The organism is Chroococcus sp. FPU101 (assembly GCF_017312365.1).
Taxonomy (GTDB): Bacteria; Cyanobacteriota; Cyanobacteriia; order Cyanobacteriales; family Microcystaceae; genus Chroococcus.
Genome location: NZ_BLJI01000015.1, coordinates 1 through 18,803, shown reverse-complemented (window position 1 = coordinate 18,803; position 18,803 = coordinate 1). Strand labels below are relative to the sequence as shown.

General features: G+C 37.8%; 16 protein-coding genes and 1 tRNA gene. 12 read left to right on the top strand and 5 right to left on the bottom strand.

Going from position 1 to position 18,803, the window contains the following annotated elements; all coding sequences use genetic code 11:
- Nucleotides 1-12: 12 nt before the first annotated feature.
- From CFPU101_RS14140 to CFPU101_RS14125, 4 genes are all read right to left on the bottom strand, one after another.
- The gene (locus CFPU101_RS14140; protein WP_242577985.1) at nt 13-351 is read right to left on the bottom strand and encodes a NirD/YgiW/YdeI family stress tolerance protein; all 339 of its coding nucleotides are present in this window, start codon (nt 349-351) and stop codon (nt 13-15) included.
- A gap of 141 nt (nt 352-492) precedes the next feature.
- Nucleotides 493-1,983: an NADH-quinone oxidoreductase subunit M gene (locus tag CFPU101_RS14135; protein ID WP_206815991.1), complete on the bottom strand. Its 1,491-nt coding sequence runs from the start codon at nt 1,981-1,983 to the stop codon at nt 493-495.
- Between the two features lie 93 nt (nt 1,984-2,076).
- Nucleotides 2,077-2,811 carry a carbonic anhydrase gene (locus tag CFPU101_RS14130; protein WP_206815990.1) on the bottom strand — a complete coding sequence of 245 codons (735 nt, stop codon included), beginning with the start codon at nt 2,809-2,811 and terminating at the stop codon, nt 2,077-2,079.
- 58 nt (nt 2,812-2,869) lie between these two features.
- Complete coding sequence (locus tag CFPU101_RS14125; RefSeq protein ID WP_206815989.1) at nt 2,870-4,720, bottom strand: NAD(P)H-quinone oxidoreductase subunit F; 1,851 nt, start codon at nt 4,718-4,720, stop codon at nt 2,870-2,872.
- A gap of 346 nt (nt 4,721-5,066) precedes the next feature.
- Between CFPU101_RS14125 and CFPU101_RS14120 the strand changes: the two genes are divergently transcribed.
- The 12 genes from CFPU101_RS14120 to CFPU101_RS14065 all read left to right on the top strand — a co-directional run bounded on the left by CFPU101_RS14120 (nt 5,067) and on the right by CFPU101_RS14065 (nt 18,150).
- Nucleotides 5,067-5,294, top strand: coding sequence for a hypothetical protein (locus CFPU101_RS14120; RefSeq protein ID WP_206815988.1), 228 nt, complete (start codon nt 5,067-5,069; stop codon nt 5,292-5,294).
- 358 nt (nt 5,295-5,652) lie between these two features.
- Nucleotides 5,653-8,130, top strand: a complete 2,478-nt coding sequence (locus CFPU101_RS14115) for a type II CAAX prenyl endopeptidase Rce1 family protein (protein WP_206815987.1) — start codon at nt 5,653-5,655, stop codon at nt 8,128-8,130.
- 60 nt (nt 8,131-8,190) lie between these two features.
- On the top strand, nt 8,191-8,769 hold the full coding sequence (locus CFPU101_RS14110) for a flavodoxin family protein (protein WP_206815986.1): 579 nt from the start codon (nt 8,191-8,193) through the stop codon (nt 8,767-8,769).
- A complete protein-coding gene (locus tag CFPU101_RS14105) occupies nt 8,766-9,110 on the top strand; it encodes a helix-turn-helix domain-containing protein (protein WP_206815985.1) in 345 nt (114 codons plus the stop codon). The genes CFPU101_RS14110 and CFPU101_RS14105 overlap by 4 nt, the downstream gene beginning before the upstream one ends.
- Nucleotides 9,111-9,169: 59 nt before the next feature.
- Nucleotides 9,170-10,519 (top strand): BamA/TamA family outer membrane protein, encoded by a 1,350-nt coding sequence (locus CFPU101_RS14100; RefSeq protein ID WP_206815984.1) that lies wholly within the window; start codon nt 9,170-9,172, stop codon nt 10,517-10,519.
- Nucleotides 10,520-10,555: 36 nt separating this feature from the next.
- Nucleotides 10,556-12,964, top strand: coding sequence for an ATP-binding protein (locus CFPU101_RS14095; RefSeq protein ID WP_206815983.1), 2,409 nt, complete (start codon nt 10,556-10,558; stop codon nt 12,962-12,964).
- A 5-nt stretch (nt 12,965-12,969) separates the two neighbouring features.
- A complete protein-coding gene (locus CFPU101_RS14090) occupies nt 12,970-14,094 on the top strand; it encodes a hybrid sensor histidine kinase/response regulator (protein ID WP_206815982.1) in 1,125 nt (374 codons plus the stop codon).
- A 4-nt stretch (nt 14,095-14,098) separates the two neighbouring features.
- On the top strand, nt 14,099-15,085 hold the full coding sequence (gene holA, locus CFPU101_RS14085; RefSeq protein ID WP_206815981.1) for a DNA polymerase III subunit delta: 987 nt from the start codon (nt 14,099-14,101) through the stop codon (nt 15,083-15,085).
- 303 nt (nt 15,086-15,388) lie between these two features.
- Nucleotides 15,389-16,630 carry a lipid-A-disaccharide synthase-related protein gene (locus CFPU101_RS14080; RefSeq protein ID WP_206815980.1) on the top strand — a complete coding sequence of 414 codons (1,242 nt, stop codon included), beginning with the start codon at nt 15,389-15,391 and terminating at the stop codon, nt 16,628-16,630.
- 63 nt (nt 16,631-16,693) lie between these two features.
- Nucleotides 16,694-16,766: transfer RNA gene (locus tag CFPU101_RS14075), tRNA-Phe, on the top strand.
- Between the two features lie 175 nt (nt 16,767-16,941).
- Nucleotides 16,942-17,913 (top strand): Arm DNA-binding domain-containing protein, encoded by a 972-nt coding sequence (locus tag CFPU101_RS14070; RefSeq protein ID WP_206815979.1) that lies wholly within the window; start codon nt 16,942-16,944, stop codon nt 17,911-17,913.
- Between the two features lie 57 nt (nt 17,914-17,970).
- Entirely contained in the window at nt 17,971-18,150 is a 180-nt protein-coding gene (locus CFPU101_RS14065; RefSeq protein WP_206815978.1) for a hypothetical protein, read from the top strand.
- Between the two features lie 45 nt (nt 18,151-18,195).
- Here CFPU101_RS14065 and CFPU101_RS14060 read toward each other — a convergent pair whose 3' ends face one another.
- Nucleotides 18,196-18,393: a hypothetical protein gene (locus CFPU101_RS14060; RefSeq protein ID WP_206815977.1), complete on the bottom strand. Its 198-nt coding sequence runs from the start codon at nt 18,391-18,393 to the stop codon at nt 18,196-18,198.
- Nucleotides 18,394-18,803 lie beyond the last annotated feature (410 nt).

The following is an 18,803-nucleotide window of genomic DNA, read 5'->3' as shown; positions in this document are numbered from 1 at the left end:
ACTTGATGTATTCTATTTTTTGGGGTTTTGTCCTGCCCAAGGGGGTCTACCTTGGGGTGAACGAATTTCAATAACAGCACCATTATTACGAGTAATGGAAAAAGCATCTAATTCATCTCTTTCCATTTCCCCTATAACCGTTACTCTTTCACCTGGAGATAAATTAATAGAGTGCCACCAACGAGGGCCAGCATCCACTATAATTTGTCCAGTCGAATCTTCAAGAATAAATTGATTTCCAACAATACTTTTCACTTCTCCTGAAACTGTAATTCCTTGACGATTTTGTAACTCTCGTATTGGCGTTTGTGTTATTCCCATAGAAGGAAAAATAACAGACGAAAGCATCATGGAGGTTACTAGGATAAGCTTATTGGGTCGATTCATCATTCAATCATTAATGTAAAGTTTTTACTTGTTTCCTTATATCCAAAATCTAGAGAATATGCTATGAACTAAAGATAGAGCAATACTTAATCAAGAGATGAGTATTTACTTAAGATTGCTGGCGACTTGTTGAGTAACTAAAATTTCGGACACCATTGAATTAGTTGTAGGTTCAATCCAACGAATTAGATAATTAGGTTGAATGCCTAAGAACAGAATAATCGCTGTTAGAACTAATGCAGGGATGTTTTCTGATGCTAAAACCTTGGGATAATAGGCGAGTTGATTATCAAGTTTCCCAAAACAAGTACGATTGAGGAGAATGACGAAGTAAACCGCCGTTAAACCCGATGCAATGATACATAATAAGGTAGCAACGGGAAATATCGAGAAACTACCCTGAAACACGAGATATTCGGCCGCAAATCCTACTAAACCTGGAATCCCCGCGCTTGCCATTCCAGCAGTGATGAGTAACGCACTGGTGAGGGGTAAACCGCGAATGGGGTTCATTAAACCATTAAGTACATCTAGGTCTCTGGTTCCTGCTTTGCGTTCAACGATACCGACTAGGTGGAACAACAGGGCTAGAATTAGACCATGACTAATCATTTGAGTGACGGCACCTAAGACGCTTAAATCGGTTCCTGCTGCGGCTGCGACGATGATATAGCCCATGTGTCCGATAGAACTATAAGCAACCATCCGTTTGATGTCTTTTTGTGCGATCGCGTTAAAGGCCCCATATAATACAGTAATCGTACCAACAATGGCTAAACCAGGGGCAACAATCGACCACGCTTCGGGAAAGAGTTGTAAACCAAAGCGAATGAGTCCATAAGTTCCTAATTTAGCTAAGATTCCACCGAGTAGGATGGCGGTTGCGGGTGAAGCTTCAGTATACGCATCAGGTAACCAAGTATGTAGAGGAACAAGGGGAATTTTAATCCCAAAACCGACGAGTAGAAGGGATAAGAGAATAAGTTGGGTATTAATGGAGAAACTTTGAGTCGTGAGTGTTGCATAATCAAAGTTGGCTAAACCACTGAGTAAACCAATTCCCAAAAAGGCCGCGAGTACAAATAATCCTGAAAGGGCAGTATAAAGAAGGAATTTAATCGAAGCATAACCCCGTTTTTCACCCCCCCAAATGGCAATCATTAGGTAAAAGGGAATCAGTTCTAATTCATAGAAAATGATGAACAGAAGTAAGTTTTCTGCCATCAATGCTCCTGCAATTCCACCATTAATCAAGAGAATTAGAGCATAATACAAGCGAGAACGTTCTAAAGTTTCGCCGATGCTATAAATAGCAATACAAGAAAGTAAACCGTTTAAAACTAATAAAGGCAACGATAAACCATCAACCCCTAAACTGTAGTTTAAACCGATGGGTTGCGCCCAAGCGAGATATTCTCGAAATTGAAAACCCCCATTAGTTAAATCAAACTGTGTGAGGACAAAAACGGATAAAGCTAAACTAACAAAGGCAAAAATAGCAGTAATTTGGCGCAATTTACTAGCAGATGGATTGCCTGGAACAAAGCAGACAATCAAAGCACCAATCATCGGGATTAAAAGTAAAGCACTGAGCATAATTAATTACAAAAGTAGTAAAAAAGGAATATTTTTTTGTGTAGGGATTTGGTTGCCAAACCCCCTCTTAAAAGTTTAGTTAAAAATCAGTTTTTAACCTAACATATTGACTTTTCCAGTACTTAAATCATAATAAGCACCAACAATTTTAAGTTGATTTTTATCAATCAATTCCCCCATAATTGCAGAATCTTTTAAAATCTCTACTTGATATAAAACATTGGCTTCAACAGCATTTTGCAATTTGTTAGAGCCAGGCATTCTTTGAGCGCGTTCGACACCAACTCTTAAACTACTAATTAAACTACCAATTCGCCCAGGAAATCTACCGCCTTCAATAGCTGCTTTAACGGCACCACAACGAGCATGGCCCATGACCATCAGAACTTTAGCTCCTAAGATCATTGTGCCAAATTCAAGGCTACCAATTTCTTCAGATGTCGCAATATTTCCCGCAATTCGACAGACGAAAAGATCACCTAATCCTTGATCAAAAACAATTTCTGATGGAACTCTTGAATCAGCACAGCTCAGGAGTGCAGCAAAAGGGGCTTGACTTTCAGATACTTCTATAATGCGTTCTCGAGTTTGATTGGGACTGATTCTTTTCTCATTAATAAAACGCTCATTACCCTCCATTAATCTTTTTAAAGCTTCATCGGGTGTTAGATCTTTATTTTGAGCAACAATAGATTGAGCAGCGACATTTTGAGAATTGTTAAGATTACCTCCTAAAATTGTGGCTGCTAGTCCAGTTCCAATTAAACTACCACCGTATTTAATTGCCGAACGACGCGAGATATTAAATGATTTTTTTTCAGTATTCATGAGTTCTCCTAACTAAGATTTGAAGCTGACTTGAATTGTCCCACAAAAACGTTCTTTCTTAAGGTAAAAATTGAGATAAAACTGGCCAACCAATAATAGCAACGAGCAAAGCAACCCCAAGAACGATCGTGAGAAAATAAGACTGAGTTTGCCCAGTAACGTTATACTTTAAGCTTTGTCCACTAAAAACCGTAACTAAACCGACAAAGTTAACCGCACCATCGATAATAAAACGGTCAAACCAAGCGACGATTTGAGATACTAAACCGACTACTAAAACAATGGTATTTTTGTAGAGTTTTGCTGTATAAAGATCGTAAGCAAAAAAGTCTTGTAAAGCTTTAGGTTTAAGTACGACGGGTTTAGCAATCTTGTCATTGAGATAAATCGATGCAGAAGCAAAACTACCGATTAAAGTAGAACTAACTACTAAACCAGCAATTGCTAGATTAATCGTTCCCCAATTCGGTAATAGGTTCCATTTCCACAATAAAATCGGAAGATGAAGCGCAAAACCTGCGGTTATCGTCGTTGGTAAAACAACTGCCCATAAACCTTCGGGTGAGCGTACTGTCATCTGTTTTGGTTTGCCACCGAAAATCATACAGAATTCACGAGTGGTACTAAACGCGGTTAAAGCATTGACCAACAGAACAACGAATACTAATAAAGGTGAAATGTGTGAGAGATGATTCACCATCTCGACTAATACCCAGAACCCACCAAAAGGAGGTAAAGCGACCAAAGTAGCAGCCCCAATCAGGTAAGATAGACCTGTAACGGGACGACGTGACCATAAACCGCCATATTGGCTTAAATCTTGACTGATATTGTTTAAAACGATGCTACCGATGCTCATGACAAGAATAGCGATGCTTATAGCATAAGTAAACAATAATGTCAAGGCGGTTTGTCCTTGTCCAGTTCCCACTGCAACAAACGCTAATCCCATATAGGCACTAGCAGAATAGGAGATTGAACGTTTAACATCGATTTGTGCGATCGCAATTAACCCCGCGCCAATGGCTGTTACTGAACCAATGGTAATCATTACCGTTTTGGCTAAAGGCGATAATTCAAACAGGGGTTGCAGTTTCACCAATAACCAGGCACCCGTCGAAACAACGATCGAATTACGGATAATGGTGGCAGGCATCGGGCCTTCCATTGCTTCATCTAGCCACAAATGTAAGGGAAATTGAGCGCATTTGGCCAACGGCCCCGCTAAAAGAGCTAAACAAACTAAATTTGCCACTGTTGGGTCAATTTTTGCGGTTGCTGCCCACTTGGCTAACTCATCAAAGTTCCAAGTTCCAGCAAGAGGTAATAGAGCAACAACGGCCATTAATAAGATTAAATCGCCAATCCGTTTGGTTAGAAAGGCATCTCTGGCCCCAGTGACGACTAAAGATTGATTAAACCAGAAACCGATTAGTAAGTATGTACCTAAAGTCAGAATTTCTAGGATAACGTAACTAAAAAAGAGAGAATTACACAGCACTAAGGCACACATTCCCGCTTCAAACAACGCCATCAAGGAATAAAACCTAGCCCAACCCCAGTCCATTTCTAGATAACCTACCGCGTAGACTTGGGCAGCAAAATTTAAACCAGTGATCACCAGTAATGCGCCGATATTAACTACAGAAAGTTGTATTTCGTAGGAAATAGTTAAATTAGTCGCATGAAGCCAGTTAAATGAGAGATTTTGAATCGGTTGTTGCCAAACTGCCAATAGAGCTAATAAACTATGGACAAAAGCAATCAGTGTCATCAGAAGATTAATATACCCTGATGGACGAGGCCCCGTTTGGCGAATGATGCCTGGTGACCAAGGAATCGCTAAAACCGCCCCGATAAGGGCGTAACAAGGTACTAACCAGATACTCTGGCTAAATGTATCCAGCATAAAACGACCTCACTTTGATGTGATGGATAAACGAGTCCAGATGATAGAGATAAAACTTTATTGGCCTAATCCTTGCCTTTTTTATAGACCTGACTGGTAGCCTACTTAAAAAGATGATGGAACCCCTCACAAGGATAGTCTAGGCTTTTGGTAGCTTTAGATTAATTTTTATCCTACCGTCTTAATAGACAAGAGTCAATAGTTAAATCAATCAACATAGAATAAATAATATATAAGTTTAGCTTAACCGTCAAACGATGAAGGTTACCTAGTTCTTCAAGGGTTGATGGCTATTCTTATTCTTAGAAAAAGAAATTCACTTTAAGATAAAAATCGGAGAACTGTGATGACCTCCCAACTAATGTCAGCCCCTAAATTTCTCTCATCCCATGAAGGTGAATCATACAAGGTTTTAGACAGTACATTCACGATCAAGATTTTTGGACAAGAAACAGAGGGACAATGGCTCCTGTATGAAATTGTAACCCCTGCTGGACATGAACCCCCACTTCATTCTCATCCTTGGGATGAAACTTTATATATTCACAGAAGGGGAAATGGAAGTTCAAGTTAACCAAGTCAAAACCCCCGCCAAAACAAGATGTATGATGTTTGTTCCGTGAAATGTACCCCATACCTTCAAAGTTTGATCACCTAGTGTGAAAATGTTAGTCCCTGCTTCAGCAGAGGCATTTTACCGAGAATATGGCGAAAAAATTCGCGAATTTCCCACTCTAGAAAATTTAAAGTATTTTGACGATAAATGCGGGATTCGTGCCTATTTTTAGAGTTTTAGCCAACATTCATCTTTCATGGCTGTTGGCTTTTTAGATTTCTTTTAAAAATTTCTAAATGCCTAAATACTGTAGACATACACGTGTCGGTTTAAGATTAAAACGACTTCGATTCTTGATCAGGGTTTAGGCGGTTTTATGAAAAAGACAATACTTAGAATTCTCATTTTACTTTTTCTAGCTGTTGGGGTTGCTACTGCTGCTATCCTGTTTACCCCGACAAAGCCGCCCGTTCCAAGAGTCTCAGATTATACCATCACCAGTCAATTAGCCGCTAATCAACCGAGTTTTTATCCCATTAAACAAACCCTTGACCCTAATTTGTATCGACCAATCAATAATTGGGTCGGTCGTCTTATTCTACCTAAATTAGAAGAATTGCAACAAGCTGATTGGACTTGGTTAGAAATCTATCAAACTCCCCCAGACCAACAAAATTTAATCGGTAAAAAGATAAAATTAGGCTGGCAGCACTCACCATCATTAGATAGATACTTACAACTGGTTACAACTGATATTAAATTCACCGAAGCCGCCCAAAAAAGTGAAAAACAAGGAAATGTAGTACCCGTTCGTCTCAATGGTCGTTCACAGGTGGGGCCGTTACAAGCATTAGCAGGTGCAAGACCGAATGATGATGTCATCGTCAGTTTTAAAAAAGCTCAAATCACGACGGAAACTGATCAAACAAGTCTTTTAATTGAGCAAATGCCTTTAATGGTAACAGGTCGTTTTGTGGGTTTAGTAAAAATTCTATCAGAAGCCCCAGCCAAATCTAAAACCGATATTCCTCTCACTTGTCCAGGTTCGCCACCTTGTCCAAGTGAATTACTGCGTGTTCAACACTATAACTCTAAAACAAAACAATTTGATGGTATTACAGAAATAATTCGGATACCTCAACAACCGAGAATATCAGGAAATCGCTTTATTTCTACACCCCGTCAGATAGCCAATTCAAGCGAAGGTAAAGCAGGTTGGTATATTTATGGCGCACAGGGGAAAGACGGCTTATTTACAGTACAGGCGATCCGACCGCGATCGCTATTTCAACTCAAACCGATAGAAAACGTATTCGGATTAAATTCTGGATTAAATTATATTACTCATGATAACTGGAAAAATACCCCCGATCGCAGAGGAACCGCCCAACAAGTTTTAGTCGATCCTCGTAGCGATTCCCCCAAAGTCGCCCTAGCAAACTGGAAAGAAGGCGATTCTGGTTTAGGAATACATTTATTTGGCGGAATTGGCGGTAAAAACGGTGAATCGATTCAAGGTGGTACAGTAACAGGACATTTTTCTTATTTCTTATATAAAGTAGTGCGCGATCCTTTTACCAATGAATTACAATGGGATATTTCCTACGATCAGGTATATGCCCACAATCCCCAAGGCATTCTTGCAGGACACCAAAGTTGGGAAAATTATCAGGGGAATTTACAACGAGGTTGGCTTAATTCGCGTCCAACGTCCAATGTAATCATTAAATCAGATCTACTGCAAGATTATCATTTTGGTAGTATTCTTGTATCACCTATCACCGAATTTAAACGGCAACTCGAAGTCATGATGGCCCGCTATCGTACTGGAGACGGTACAGGAAATGCAAGTGTTACTCCTGCGGCCTCTTGTGTGCAAGACTCTAACCAAGCACTATATATTACGATCGAAGTTCTCAAAAATCAGATAGTCACCAATTCCGCAATCGTAGACTGGTTGAAAAATCATCCCGATGACCCCGAAACTCAACGCTTTCAAAGATTAGGGCAACTGAGTGAGCGTCTTAAACAACTTTTAGTTCCTAGAGGTGTCATACGTCCAGATTGGCGAAAAAATGCCGAAATTCTAGCAGGTGTACAAGGACGCGAGAATTATACGTTTACTAATCAAGATACCCTCGCTAATGCCCTTTTAAGTTGGACATCGATGCTACCTCGCGTTTCTCATGATGTCATTAGTCGGATTTTTCTCGAACAGGGTGCAATGCTCTGGTTCATGCGTACTAATCAAGTTGGCGGTTTCATGCCAGAGATTTTACCCATCGCCCCGACTAATCTTTTTGGAGAAATGCCGATTATTTCTGGTGTTCTACGTCGTATTCTCGCTTCTATTATTTTTATTCCTCAGTCTTGGGAGTGGGGATTGACAATTTTGTTATTATGTGCATATGCAGCGATCGCTATTCCCATCGGTTTAAAATCAAGATTTTTACAATGGCAACCGATTAAACAAAAACCGTTTCAGTTGATTCAAACCCTATTTTTTCTATTTTTGTCACCAGCCTTATGGGAAGAAGTGGTTTTTCGCGTTATGCTGTTACCCTATCCTGATCGACTCAATTCTTTGACGATGACCTCTGGCTTGGTGATAATCAGTTTAATCCTTTTTATTCTGTATCATCCCCTCAATGCCCTTGTTTTTTATCATGCTGCAAATCCCACTTTTTTTAATCCCGTCTTTTTGGTTTTGACTGCATTATTGGGCTTAACCTGTACAGTCGTCTACTTACTGACGGGTTCTTTGTGGACAATTGCGATCGTTCATTGGGTTATTGTCGTGGTTTGGTTGCTTTTTTTGAACGGTCATTCCAAATTCATCCCAAGACAACAGTAATAAACAGATAGTATATTGTAGGTTGAAAGAACGTTCCCAATTATTCAAAAAAGGAAAATCATGTCAACAGTAGCAGTCGTATACTTTTCAGGTTCAGGACATACTCATCTCATGGCTGAAGCGGTTGCAGCAGGGGCAAAAAAGGTTTCGGAAACTACAGTGGAAGTACATCGTATTACTGGTGAACAGATTGTTAATGGACGGTGGAAAGATGATGCAATGATGGAAAAGATCAATCAAGCAGATGCCATCATTTTTGGTTCACCGACTTATATGGGAGGTGTGGCAGCACAGTTGAAAGCTTTTATTGATGCAGCGAGTAGCATTTGGGCGCGTCAGGGCTGGAAAAATAAAATAGCAGGGGGTTTTACGCATTCGAGTTCCCCTAGCGGTGATAAACAAGGAACGTTACTTTATTTAGTCACTAATGCGGCTCAACATAGTATGATCTGGATTGGTGCTGGGGAGATGCGACAAAGCGACGGGACAAACCGTTTAGGATCTTATCTAGGAGTGATGGGACAAGCTGATATTGATTTTACTGGAACTAAACCCGTTGAAGTAGACCCAGGTGATCTCAAAACATCTGAACTCTATGGACAACGTATTGCAGAACTCACGCAACGTTTTAACAAATGACCCAACTGCGACGCTCTAGCTGTCCGATCGCTGCTACACTGGATCTAATTGGCGATCGTTGGACGCTTCTGATCATCCGAGATATGATGTTTTTCAATAAACAGCGTTTTGAGGAATTTCTAGAATCGGCTGAAGGAATTTCGACCAATATTCTAGCCAACCGTCTGAAGCTACTTGAAGAATATGGGTTAATTGAGAAACAACCCTACAGTAATCATTCTCGTCGCATGAATTATTATCTCACCGAAAAAGGTCAAAGCCTGCGCCCACTTATTAAAACGATGGTTGCATGGGGACTTAAACATTTACCTAATACAAGGATTCCAGACGATAACGCTTGAATTTAAAAAAAATCAATGATTAAATTAGGGTACAGTTTAATGATTGATTTTTTATATCAATGTTTATCAAAAAAATTCTATTTTTCTATGTTTACTCAGTTCTAAATCTGGTTTTAATTGCGTCTTCAGAGGGACAAACCATCGAAGAAAAAGAACCAGAATCTCCCACCTGTACGACTGCAAATTGTCTTCAACCAACTGAAATAATTCCAGAACAGCCATCAGATACGCGCCGAGAAATCATTCTTCCTAATCCAACAAGACTGAGATTTTCTATATTTGGTAATCAGGAAACAGGAAATTTTTTATTTGGTTTTGGTCGTACTCTTCCCGATAATACCGCACTCAAAGGACGAACACGTGAACCTGTTGTACAGTCCTTGTCTACTTATCAAAGTGCATTCCCAATTATTGGTTTTATTGGATATCGATTAGCAGAAAATCAAAGAATTGTCTTTGAAGGAAGAGGAGAGACAAGATCATTAGGCGGTGATCTAAGTTATAGCATTGCGCCTATTGGTTCACAAGGGATTTATTCTATTAATATTCAAACTCAGCGCGGACGTTCTACTGTTTTTGATGAAGGTAAAAGGAATGTAGATTTACCTAATAATGATAATGCTTGGGTTCATCGTTATGGCGGTGGTGTTGAATATGCTCAACTCATTGATAATATTAATCTAGCGGTGGCGATTAACTATGAACGCATTTCGATTCATGATGCTATGTTTTCTAATCAAGTTTTTGCTAGGGATGAATTCGGAAATCGCATGACCGTCAGTGGAGAAGGACAAGATGATTTAGTAACATTTAATCTTGCTGGTTTATATTCTACTGTTAATGATGAAGCCTATCCAACTTCAGGGACTAGAATTCGAGTCGGAGTAGAACAAGCGATCCCTATTGGAGAGGGGAGTATTGCTTATACACGAGTTGCGGGTAATGTTTCCCAATTTATTCCACTCAATATTTTTAAGAATCGTCAAACTTCAGATACTTTAGTTCTCAATGTGCAAGCAGGAACCTATTTAGGTGATGTTCCTCCCTATGATTCCTTTAGTTTAGGAGGAGGTGAATCAATTCGAGGTTATAGTGATGGTCAAATTAGTTCAGGTCGTAGTTTTATTCAAGGTACAGTAGAATATCGTTCACCCGTGTTTTTGTCTTTTAATATTTTTAAGCAAACCATTGATACTAGAGGAATTGTTTTTCTAGATTACGGAACTGATTTAGGATCACAGTATAGTGTAATCGGTCGCCCTGGTGTAGTTCGTGATAAACCAGGTTGGGGTATCGGTTATGGTTTTGGATTACATATACAAAGTTCTATTGGTTTATTTCGCTTAGAATCAGGTTGGGGGAATTGTGGGGATTATGCTTTTGTGGTTAAAGTAGGCGATCGCTTTTAAAATATAATTACTAATTAGCCTGAGTTATGTCTGACGATGGATGCAACACAACGCACAGATATCGAAGTTTTAACCGCAGAACTCAAAAAGCTGAGTCAAATTCGAGATGAATTAAAAGAGAGTCAAGAACGTTTTTCTTTAATCCTCAATGCTAATAATGATGGGATTTGGGATTGGAATTTGCAAAACAATAAACTCTTTTTTTCGCCGCGCTGGAAAGAAATGTTAGGCTATGCTGAGGAGGATTTAACCAATCAATACGAAACGTGGGTTAATTTACTCCATGAGAACGATCGTAATTATGCAGTTCATTTTCTACAATCTTATTTAGAACGCAAAGTTACACCCTTTCGTCTAGAATTTCGCCTACGCTGCAAAAATGGTGACTATAAATGGATTTTATCGCGAGGTAAAGCCGTCTGGGATAAAAATGGAAAACCAGTACGGATGGCAGGTTCTCATACCGATATTACTGAAAGAAAGCATCGTGAAAAAATGCTACAGAATTTGGCAAAAAGAGAACATCTACTCAGTGATATTGCAAGACAATTATTGGATCAAGATTTTGAGAGTGTGATTCAGTTTATTTTACAAAAAATTGGTAAGTTTACCGAAAGTGAGCAAAGTTATATCATTCGTTATTCCGACAATCAAGAAGAATGGAGTATGTTTTATGAATGGTGTAATCCGCGAAATGAGCAGCTAAAATCTAGTTTAGAACACTATCAAAATCAAACGGTTAATCGATTTCCCTGGTTTGCTGATCAGTTATTAAAGGGACAACCGATTATCATTAATAGTAACGATGATTTTCCTGAGCAAGCCATTATAGAAAAAGAGTTTTTTAGCAAAAGTATAACACCCCATTTGCTGATTGTTCCAATGATCAGTTCTAAAAAAATTGTTGGTTATTTGGGTTTAGAAGCTAATTCTATTAAATATTGGACAACCGAAGATGTTAACTGGCTAAAATTAGTAGGTGAATTTATTGCTATTGCACAAGCAAGATTAGAAGCAGAAAAGGCACTATTGACTGCTAAAGAAAACGCTGATCTCGCTAATCAAGCTAAAAGTAAATTTTTGGCCAATATGAGTCATGAATTAAGAACGCCTTTAAATGCTATTCTGGGGTTTACTCAGGTGATGAATAGAGACACATCACTCAGTCAAGAACAACGAGAAAACTTAAAGATAATTAATCGAAGTGGGGAACATTTATTAGTTTTAATTAATGACATTTTAGAAATGTCTAAAATTGAAGCAGGTCGCGTAACTTTTCATCCGACTATTTTTGATTTATATGCTTTATTAGAAAGTTTACAAGATATGTTTAGTCTTAAAGCTAAGACAAAACATTTACAGTTAATCTTTGAAAAATCGATTGATGTTCCTCAATATATCTCGACCGATGAAGGAAAATTGCGTCAAATTATTATTAATTTATTGAGTAATGCGATTAAATTTACAGAAAAAGGAAAAGTCACACTACGAGTGAAACAATTAGAGATTAGGAAAAAATATCAAGAAATTATTTTATCTTTTGAAATAGAAGATACAGGGATTGGCATTGATTTAAGTGAAAAAGACCAATTATTTGAGCCATTTACTCAAACCTTAGCGGGTTTAAACTCTCAAGAAGGAACAGGTTTAGGTTTATCTATTAGCCAAAAATTTGTTCAATTGATGGGAGGACAAATTAAAGTTCAAAGTAGTTTAGGAGAAGGCAGTTTATTTAGATTTGATATTGTTGCTAAAGTTGTTCAACCAAAACAAATCGCTCATCACAATTTATCGAGTAGAATTATTCGTTTAGCACCCAATCAACCCATCTATCGTATTTTGGTCGTCGATGATGTCTTAGAAAGTCGTCTTTTGTTGGTTAAATTATTAAGTTCAGTTGGCTTTTTAGTTGAACAAGCAACTAATGGGAAAGAAGCGATCGCGCTCTGGAAAAGTTGGAAACCTCATTTAATTTTTATGGATTTAAAAATGCCGATTATGAATGGTTATGAAGCAATTCAGCAGATTAGAAATTTTGACCATAGTCAAATAACTTTTATTATTGCTTTAACGGCTAATATTTTTCAAGAGGATATGAAGCAATTTTTAGCGATTGAGTATGATGATTTTATGCTTAAACCATTTCAAGAAGATGTACTGTTACAAAAAATCGCTCAATATTTAAAAGTAGAGTATATTTATGAGAACCAAAAACAACAAAATTTTACTGTAGTTCAACAAGACAAAGTCTTATCTCAACTTAAATTAATGCCTGATGAATGGCAAAATAAAGTTAAGATAGCTACTCAAGAATGTAGTGATGATAGTATTTTGCAACTGCTCCCGCAAATCCCTTTAGATTCTACAGATCTATCAAATTATCTACAAGAACTAGCTGATAATTTTCGCTTTGATTTAATCCTTGAATTAGTTGCAAAAAAATAAAATTTATGTTAAAGGAAAGTCTTTTAATTGTCGATGATCAAGCTGATAATATTAGAATTTTATCAGCTATTCTCACAGAAAAAGGCTACAAAGTTAGAAAAGCGATTAACGGCAAAATGGCAATTGATACTATAAAATTTAAACCACCAGATTTAATTTTATTAGATATTAATATGCCTGAAATCAATGGTTATGAAGTCTGTAAAATCCTCAAAGTTGATCTCGAAACTCAAAATATTCCCATTATTTTTGTTAGTGCATTGGATGATGTTATAGATAAAGTAAAAGCTTTTCAACTTGGGGGATTAGATTATATTACTAAACCTTTTCAAAAAGAAGAAGTCATCGCCAGAGTAGAAAATCAACTAACGATTAGATCACAACAAAAACAACTCGAAGCTGAAATCAAGCAACGACAAAAAACAGAAGAACGTTTAAAATTTTATCTCCATGCAGTTTCCCATGATTTACGCAATCCTGTTATTGGACTATCGATGATTTTTAAGAATATTTTACAACAAGATCAATCATTAACAATCTCAATTTTACGTTCGGTAGTAGAACGTATGGAAAATAGTTGCGATCGTCAAATACAATTAATTAACTCATTAGTTGAAACTCAACAACATGAAATCTGGGGAATTACCCTCCAATGTCAAGCTTTAAATCTCTATTTACTAGCGCAAGAAATTAGTATAGTTTGGTTGCCAAGGCTTCAAGAAAAACAAGCAACATTAATTAACAATATTCCTCCAGATTTACCTTTAGTTCAAGCTGATTTATCTCAAATTTGGCGAGTTTATGAAAATTTATTAGCCAATGCACTCAAATATAATTTATCAAACTTAGAAATTACATTTAACGCTGAAATAATTCAAAATAATTTAATAGATACCCCTCAAATGATATGCTGTATAGTCTCCGATAATGGTGTAGGAATGACCGTCGAACAAGCAAAAACTTTATTTACTCCCTATAATCGAGGAGAAGGTACACAAGGTAACTTAAGTTTAGGTTTAGGTTTATATTTATGCCATCAAATTATTAAAGCTCATGGCGGTACAATTGAAGTAATTACACAACCGCAACAAGGGACACAATTTTGGTTTACTTTACCTGTAGCTAATTAAAAAAATGCCGATTTATTTATATTGGGGCGAAGATGACTTTAGTTTAAATAAAGCTGTACAACAACTGCGCTTAAAAGTTCTCGATCCCAATTGGATACAATTTAATTACGATCAAATTTCTGGACATCAAACAGATAGTTTATTCCAAGCACTCAATCAAGCGATGACACCTGTTTTTGGGATGGGTGAGCGTTTAATTTGGTTAGTGGAAACAACGATTTTTCAAAATTGCTCAGAAGATTTATTAAAAGAATTACAAAGAACTTTAGTCAATCTTCCTGTAACATCACATTTACTGTTTACCACCAGTAAAAAACCTGATGGACGGATTAAATCGACTAAACTGGTACAAGACTATGCAGAAGTTCGTGAATTTTCTTTAATTCCACCTTGGCAAGTCGAAGAAATTAATCAACAAATCCAAAAAATCGCTCAAGAGGTGGGTGTAAAATTAACCCCTGATGCCTTTCAATTTTTAGCCGAAGCCATTGGTAATAATACTCGACAAATTTATCAAGAATTAGAAAAGCTATCACTCTATAGTCAGTCTTTTTCTAAACCACTCAAGAAAAATGAACTTATTTCTCTAATCAATATCGCAACCCAGAGTAGTTTACAATTAGCGACGACCATTCGCCAAGGAGACGCAGGAAAAGCACTCTTATTAGTTTCTGACTTAATTAACTGTAACGAAGCACCATTAAGAATTGTAGCGACATTAGTAGGACAGTTTCGGACTTGGACAATTATTAAGCTGATGATAGAAGCAGATGAAAAAGATGATACCGTCATTGCAAAAACAGCCGAAATTAATAACCCAAAACGAATCTATTTTCTCAAAAAAGAAGTACAAGCGATCTCATGTCAAAAATTATTAGACAGTTTATCAGTATTATTAACACTAGAACTGAACTTAAAACGAGGTGCCGAACCTTTAGCTACCTTACAAACCTTCGTCATTGAACTGTGTCATCTTTTTAAAAAAAACTAAAAAAAAGACAGTTAGCTTTTTTGTCGATAGACTTAGCTTACAGGGGTTGCTCTGTTTTCACTGCAATAGTTTGAAAGGCAAACGAATTACAGGATCAAACAAATTTGTTTGAGACTCCACTGTTAGACCAGTCTATCTTCTGCTAGGATGGCTAACTGTTTTTTTGATTGTTCCCTAACCATCCATCATTCTCGTAAAAATTTTAGAGCAGTACAACCGAAGTTTAGGATCTTAAGCAAAGAAAGCTGTTAGATTAATAAGTTTTTCTTTAAAATAGCCTTATTCCAAGTTCCCTATAGAGCGATGAAATTATTGATTTTGAGCAATGGTCACGGTGAGGATATCATTGCCGCCCGTATTGCCGAACAATTACAATTATTGTCAAATGAGCTTCAATTAGCCGCTTTACCCCTAGTCGGTACAGGAAAAGCTTATCATTCTCGAAAAATTCCTATCATCGGCCCTGTTAAACCCATGCCATCGGGTGGATTTATTTACATGGATGGACGACAATTATTAGGAGATGTCCAAAAAGGTTTACTGAAACTGACTTTAGCACAACATCAAACAGTCCGTCGCTGGGGGAATGAAGGCGGAAAAATTCTAGCAGTTGGCGATATTTTACCCGTTTTGTTAGCTTGGTTAAGTCATACTGATTATGCCTTTGTTGGAACCGCTAAATCTGAATATTACTTGCGTGATGAACAAGGATGGTTACCTCAAGCATCGAGTTTAGAACGTCGTTTCGGATCTTATTATTTTCCTTGGGAACGATGGTTGATGAGTCGTTCTCGCTGTAAAGCAGTTTTTCCTAGAGATACCCTAACTTCTAAGATCTTACAACAGTGGTCAATTCCCGTTTATGATGTGGGTAATCCGATGATGGATGGATTAGACAATAACGCGAGTTTGACGACGAATCTAAACAAGGAATCTCTCACCGTTGTTTTATTACCCGGTTCTCGTGCGCCCGAAGCTTATCGTAACTGGCAAATTATTTTACAATCTCTTGAAGGAGTTATTTTAGCACTCAAAAGTTATCGTATTACTTTTTTAGCTGCGATCGCTCCATCCTTATCTATTGATTCGTTTCAAGTTCCACTTCTAGCCCATCACTGGCACCCAAAACCGTTAGATATGTTCCCCATTGCTCTCGATGATCCTCAAGCTTTAGCCTTTAAATACAATCATAAGATCAATTTGATCCTCTCACAAAATGCTTACTCGAAGTGTTTGAGTGTGGCTAATATAGCGATCGCTATGGCTGGAACCGCTACAGAACAGTTTGTTGGACTGGGTAAACCTGCCATGACTATACCTGGTGAGGGGCCACAATTTACCCTGCAATTCGCCCAAAATCAAACCCGTTTACTCGGTTGTTCTGTGATTTTAGTCCCGCAACCTCAACAAGCCGGGCAAACCCTAAAAGCCATTTTAAATGATCCTGATCGTTGGCAAGAAATCGACATCGTAGGTAAGCGTCGCATGGGAAAACCAGGGGCCGCTTTACGGATCGCTCGTTTAGTCCTCGAAAAATTATTTTAAAAATAGGGCTTGTATTATTTATTTTTTTTTGCTATGGTGGTAAAACGTGAAAAATAAATTCTCGCCGGGATAGCTCAGTTGGTAGAGCAGAGGACTGAAAATCCTCGTGTCCGGAGTTCAAATCTCCGTCCTGGCATCTTCAATCATCAACACTTTTAAGTCCTAGAAAGCTTTTCAAGGCATTGCTACAGGTTTAATTCTTACTCCTATGTCTCAAACTTTGGATATTTTTAGAGGTGTTTAGACAAAAAAGTGGTGTAAAGATGGTGTAAAAAATCTAAACTAGAGGAGTCATTACACCATCAACTCTCATGCTCTCTACAACTCCCACAGGTCGGTTAACCAAAGGTTCGGTATCTGTTATTAGCTCTAATGATCGCTTACAGTTACGATTTAGCTATGGTGGAAAACGTCATTACCTCTCATTAGGATTGGCAAATACTTCTACGAATCGAAAACTCGCAGAACTAAAAGCATCAGAGATTGAGAAAGATATTCTTTACGAACGCTTTGACGAAACTCTACAGAAATATAAACCAAAAGCTAGTCTGAGTACCATTACACCAATTACACCAATTCAGAAACAGAAACCTGACTTAGATGAACTATGGAGTAAGTACAGTGAATTTAAAAAACCTCAGATCAGCCCCAGTACTTTTGCCAAAGACTTTATCAAACACCGTAATCATATTGCTAAATTACCAACACGCTCACTAAACGAGGCATCAGCTATTCAAGATTGGTTATTGAATAATTTAACCCATAATGCCGCTAAACGTTGTTTGACCCAGATTAAGGCTTGCTGCAACTGGGCAGTAGAAAGAAAACTAATCGATGTGAATCCTTTTGCATCAATGAAATTTCAAACCTCACAAAGTTCCTCTGAGGAGTTAGACATTAATCCTTTTAGTAAAGAAGAACGAGATTTAATTATTAACACTTTTGCCAATGATCGCTATTACAAGCATTACACCAACTATGTCCGCTTTTTATTCTTTACAGGGTGTAGGCCATCTGAGGCTATCGCTTTAAAATGGAAACATATTAGAGATAGTGTCATTCAATTTCGAGAATCGGCTGTCATCTCTGAAGATGGATTGGTGGTAAAAGAAGGGCTGAAAACTCAGAAAAAAAGAGATTTTCCCATAAATTCAGAATTGCAAACTTTTTTGAAGGATATTCGACCAGAAATCGTAAATCCTGAATCATTCGTTTTTGTCAGTCCTAAAGGGAAATTAATCGATCATCACAACTTTTCTACCCGCGCTTGGAAAACAATTTGAGCTAAATGCGGCGTTCCTTATCGAAAAAGCTATCAGACGCGACATACTTTTATCACTTTGTGCGTAGAAGCAAACATTAATAGTACAGCGATCAGACGATGGACAGGAACATCCGCTAAAATGATCGATAAACATTATGGTGCTACTAATTTTACAAATCTCAGACCGCTTCCCATTCCGCTTCAATTAAGTTTTCTAACTCTTGTTCCCGTTGAGGAGACAGTACATTATCGGTAGCGACAGATTCTTGACATTGGCTGATCAATCCTGTAATCTTGTTTGCTATCTTTCGGTAAACAGGTCATCAGAGCTAAAGCGTTGTAGGATGACGATCGTATCCTCAGAAGCGGAGAGTTTTTGTAGCGTTGAATCTAATGCTTGACCTGGCGTTAAACCTGTAGTTTGAACCGAACCACAAATCGCCCGATAAATCGTTCGCTCATTTGTAATTTCTGGAAGAATTTCAATTGTTCTGATCATTCAACGTGGATCGGAAAACTGATCGCTACTGTAACCGATTATTATAGCTTCTTCAATCAAGATAAAAAACAGTCTTCAGTCTTTCGTTTGATCTAAGCAAGCCATCGCAAGCGAGGTACAAAAAATTTGAATTTTAGCTCAAAAATTTTTTCTCAACTATGTAGTCTACCAGTCGAGTGAGCAAGTTTATTATTAGTTATAGTTATACAATTTCTATCTTAAAAGAAGTTTTAGGAGACTTGCTTTAGTCATTACCTATCAGGATGTAATACCAATTCATTAAATGTTGGCTACAGATAAAGCCTCCAGAATGTACTGCCATCCAACAAGGGAAGCAATCACCTCTTGAGTCATCTGTGCCAACCGAACTTGCAACAAAGATCGCAACTCATCTTATACCAATTATTGAA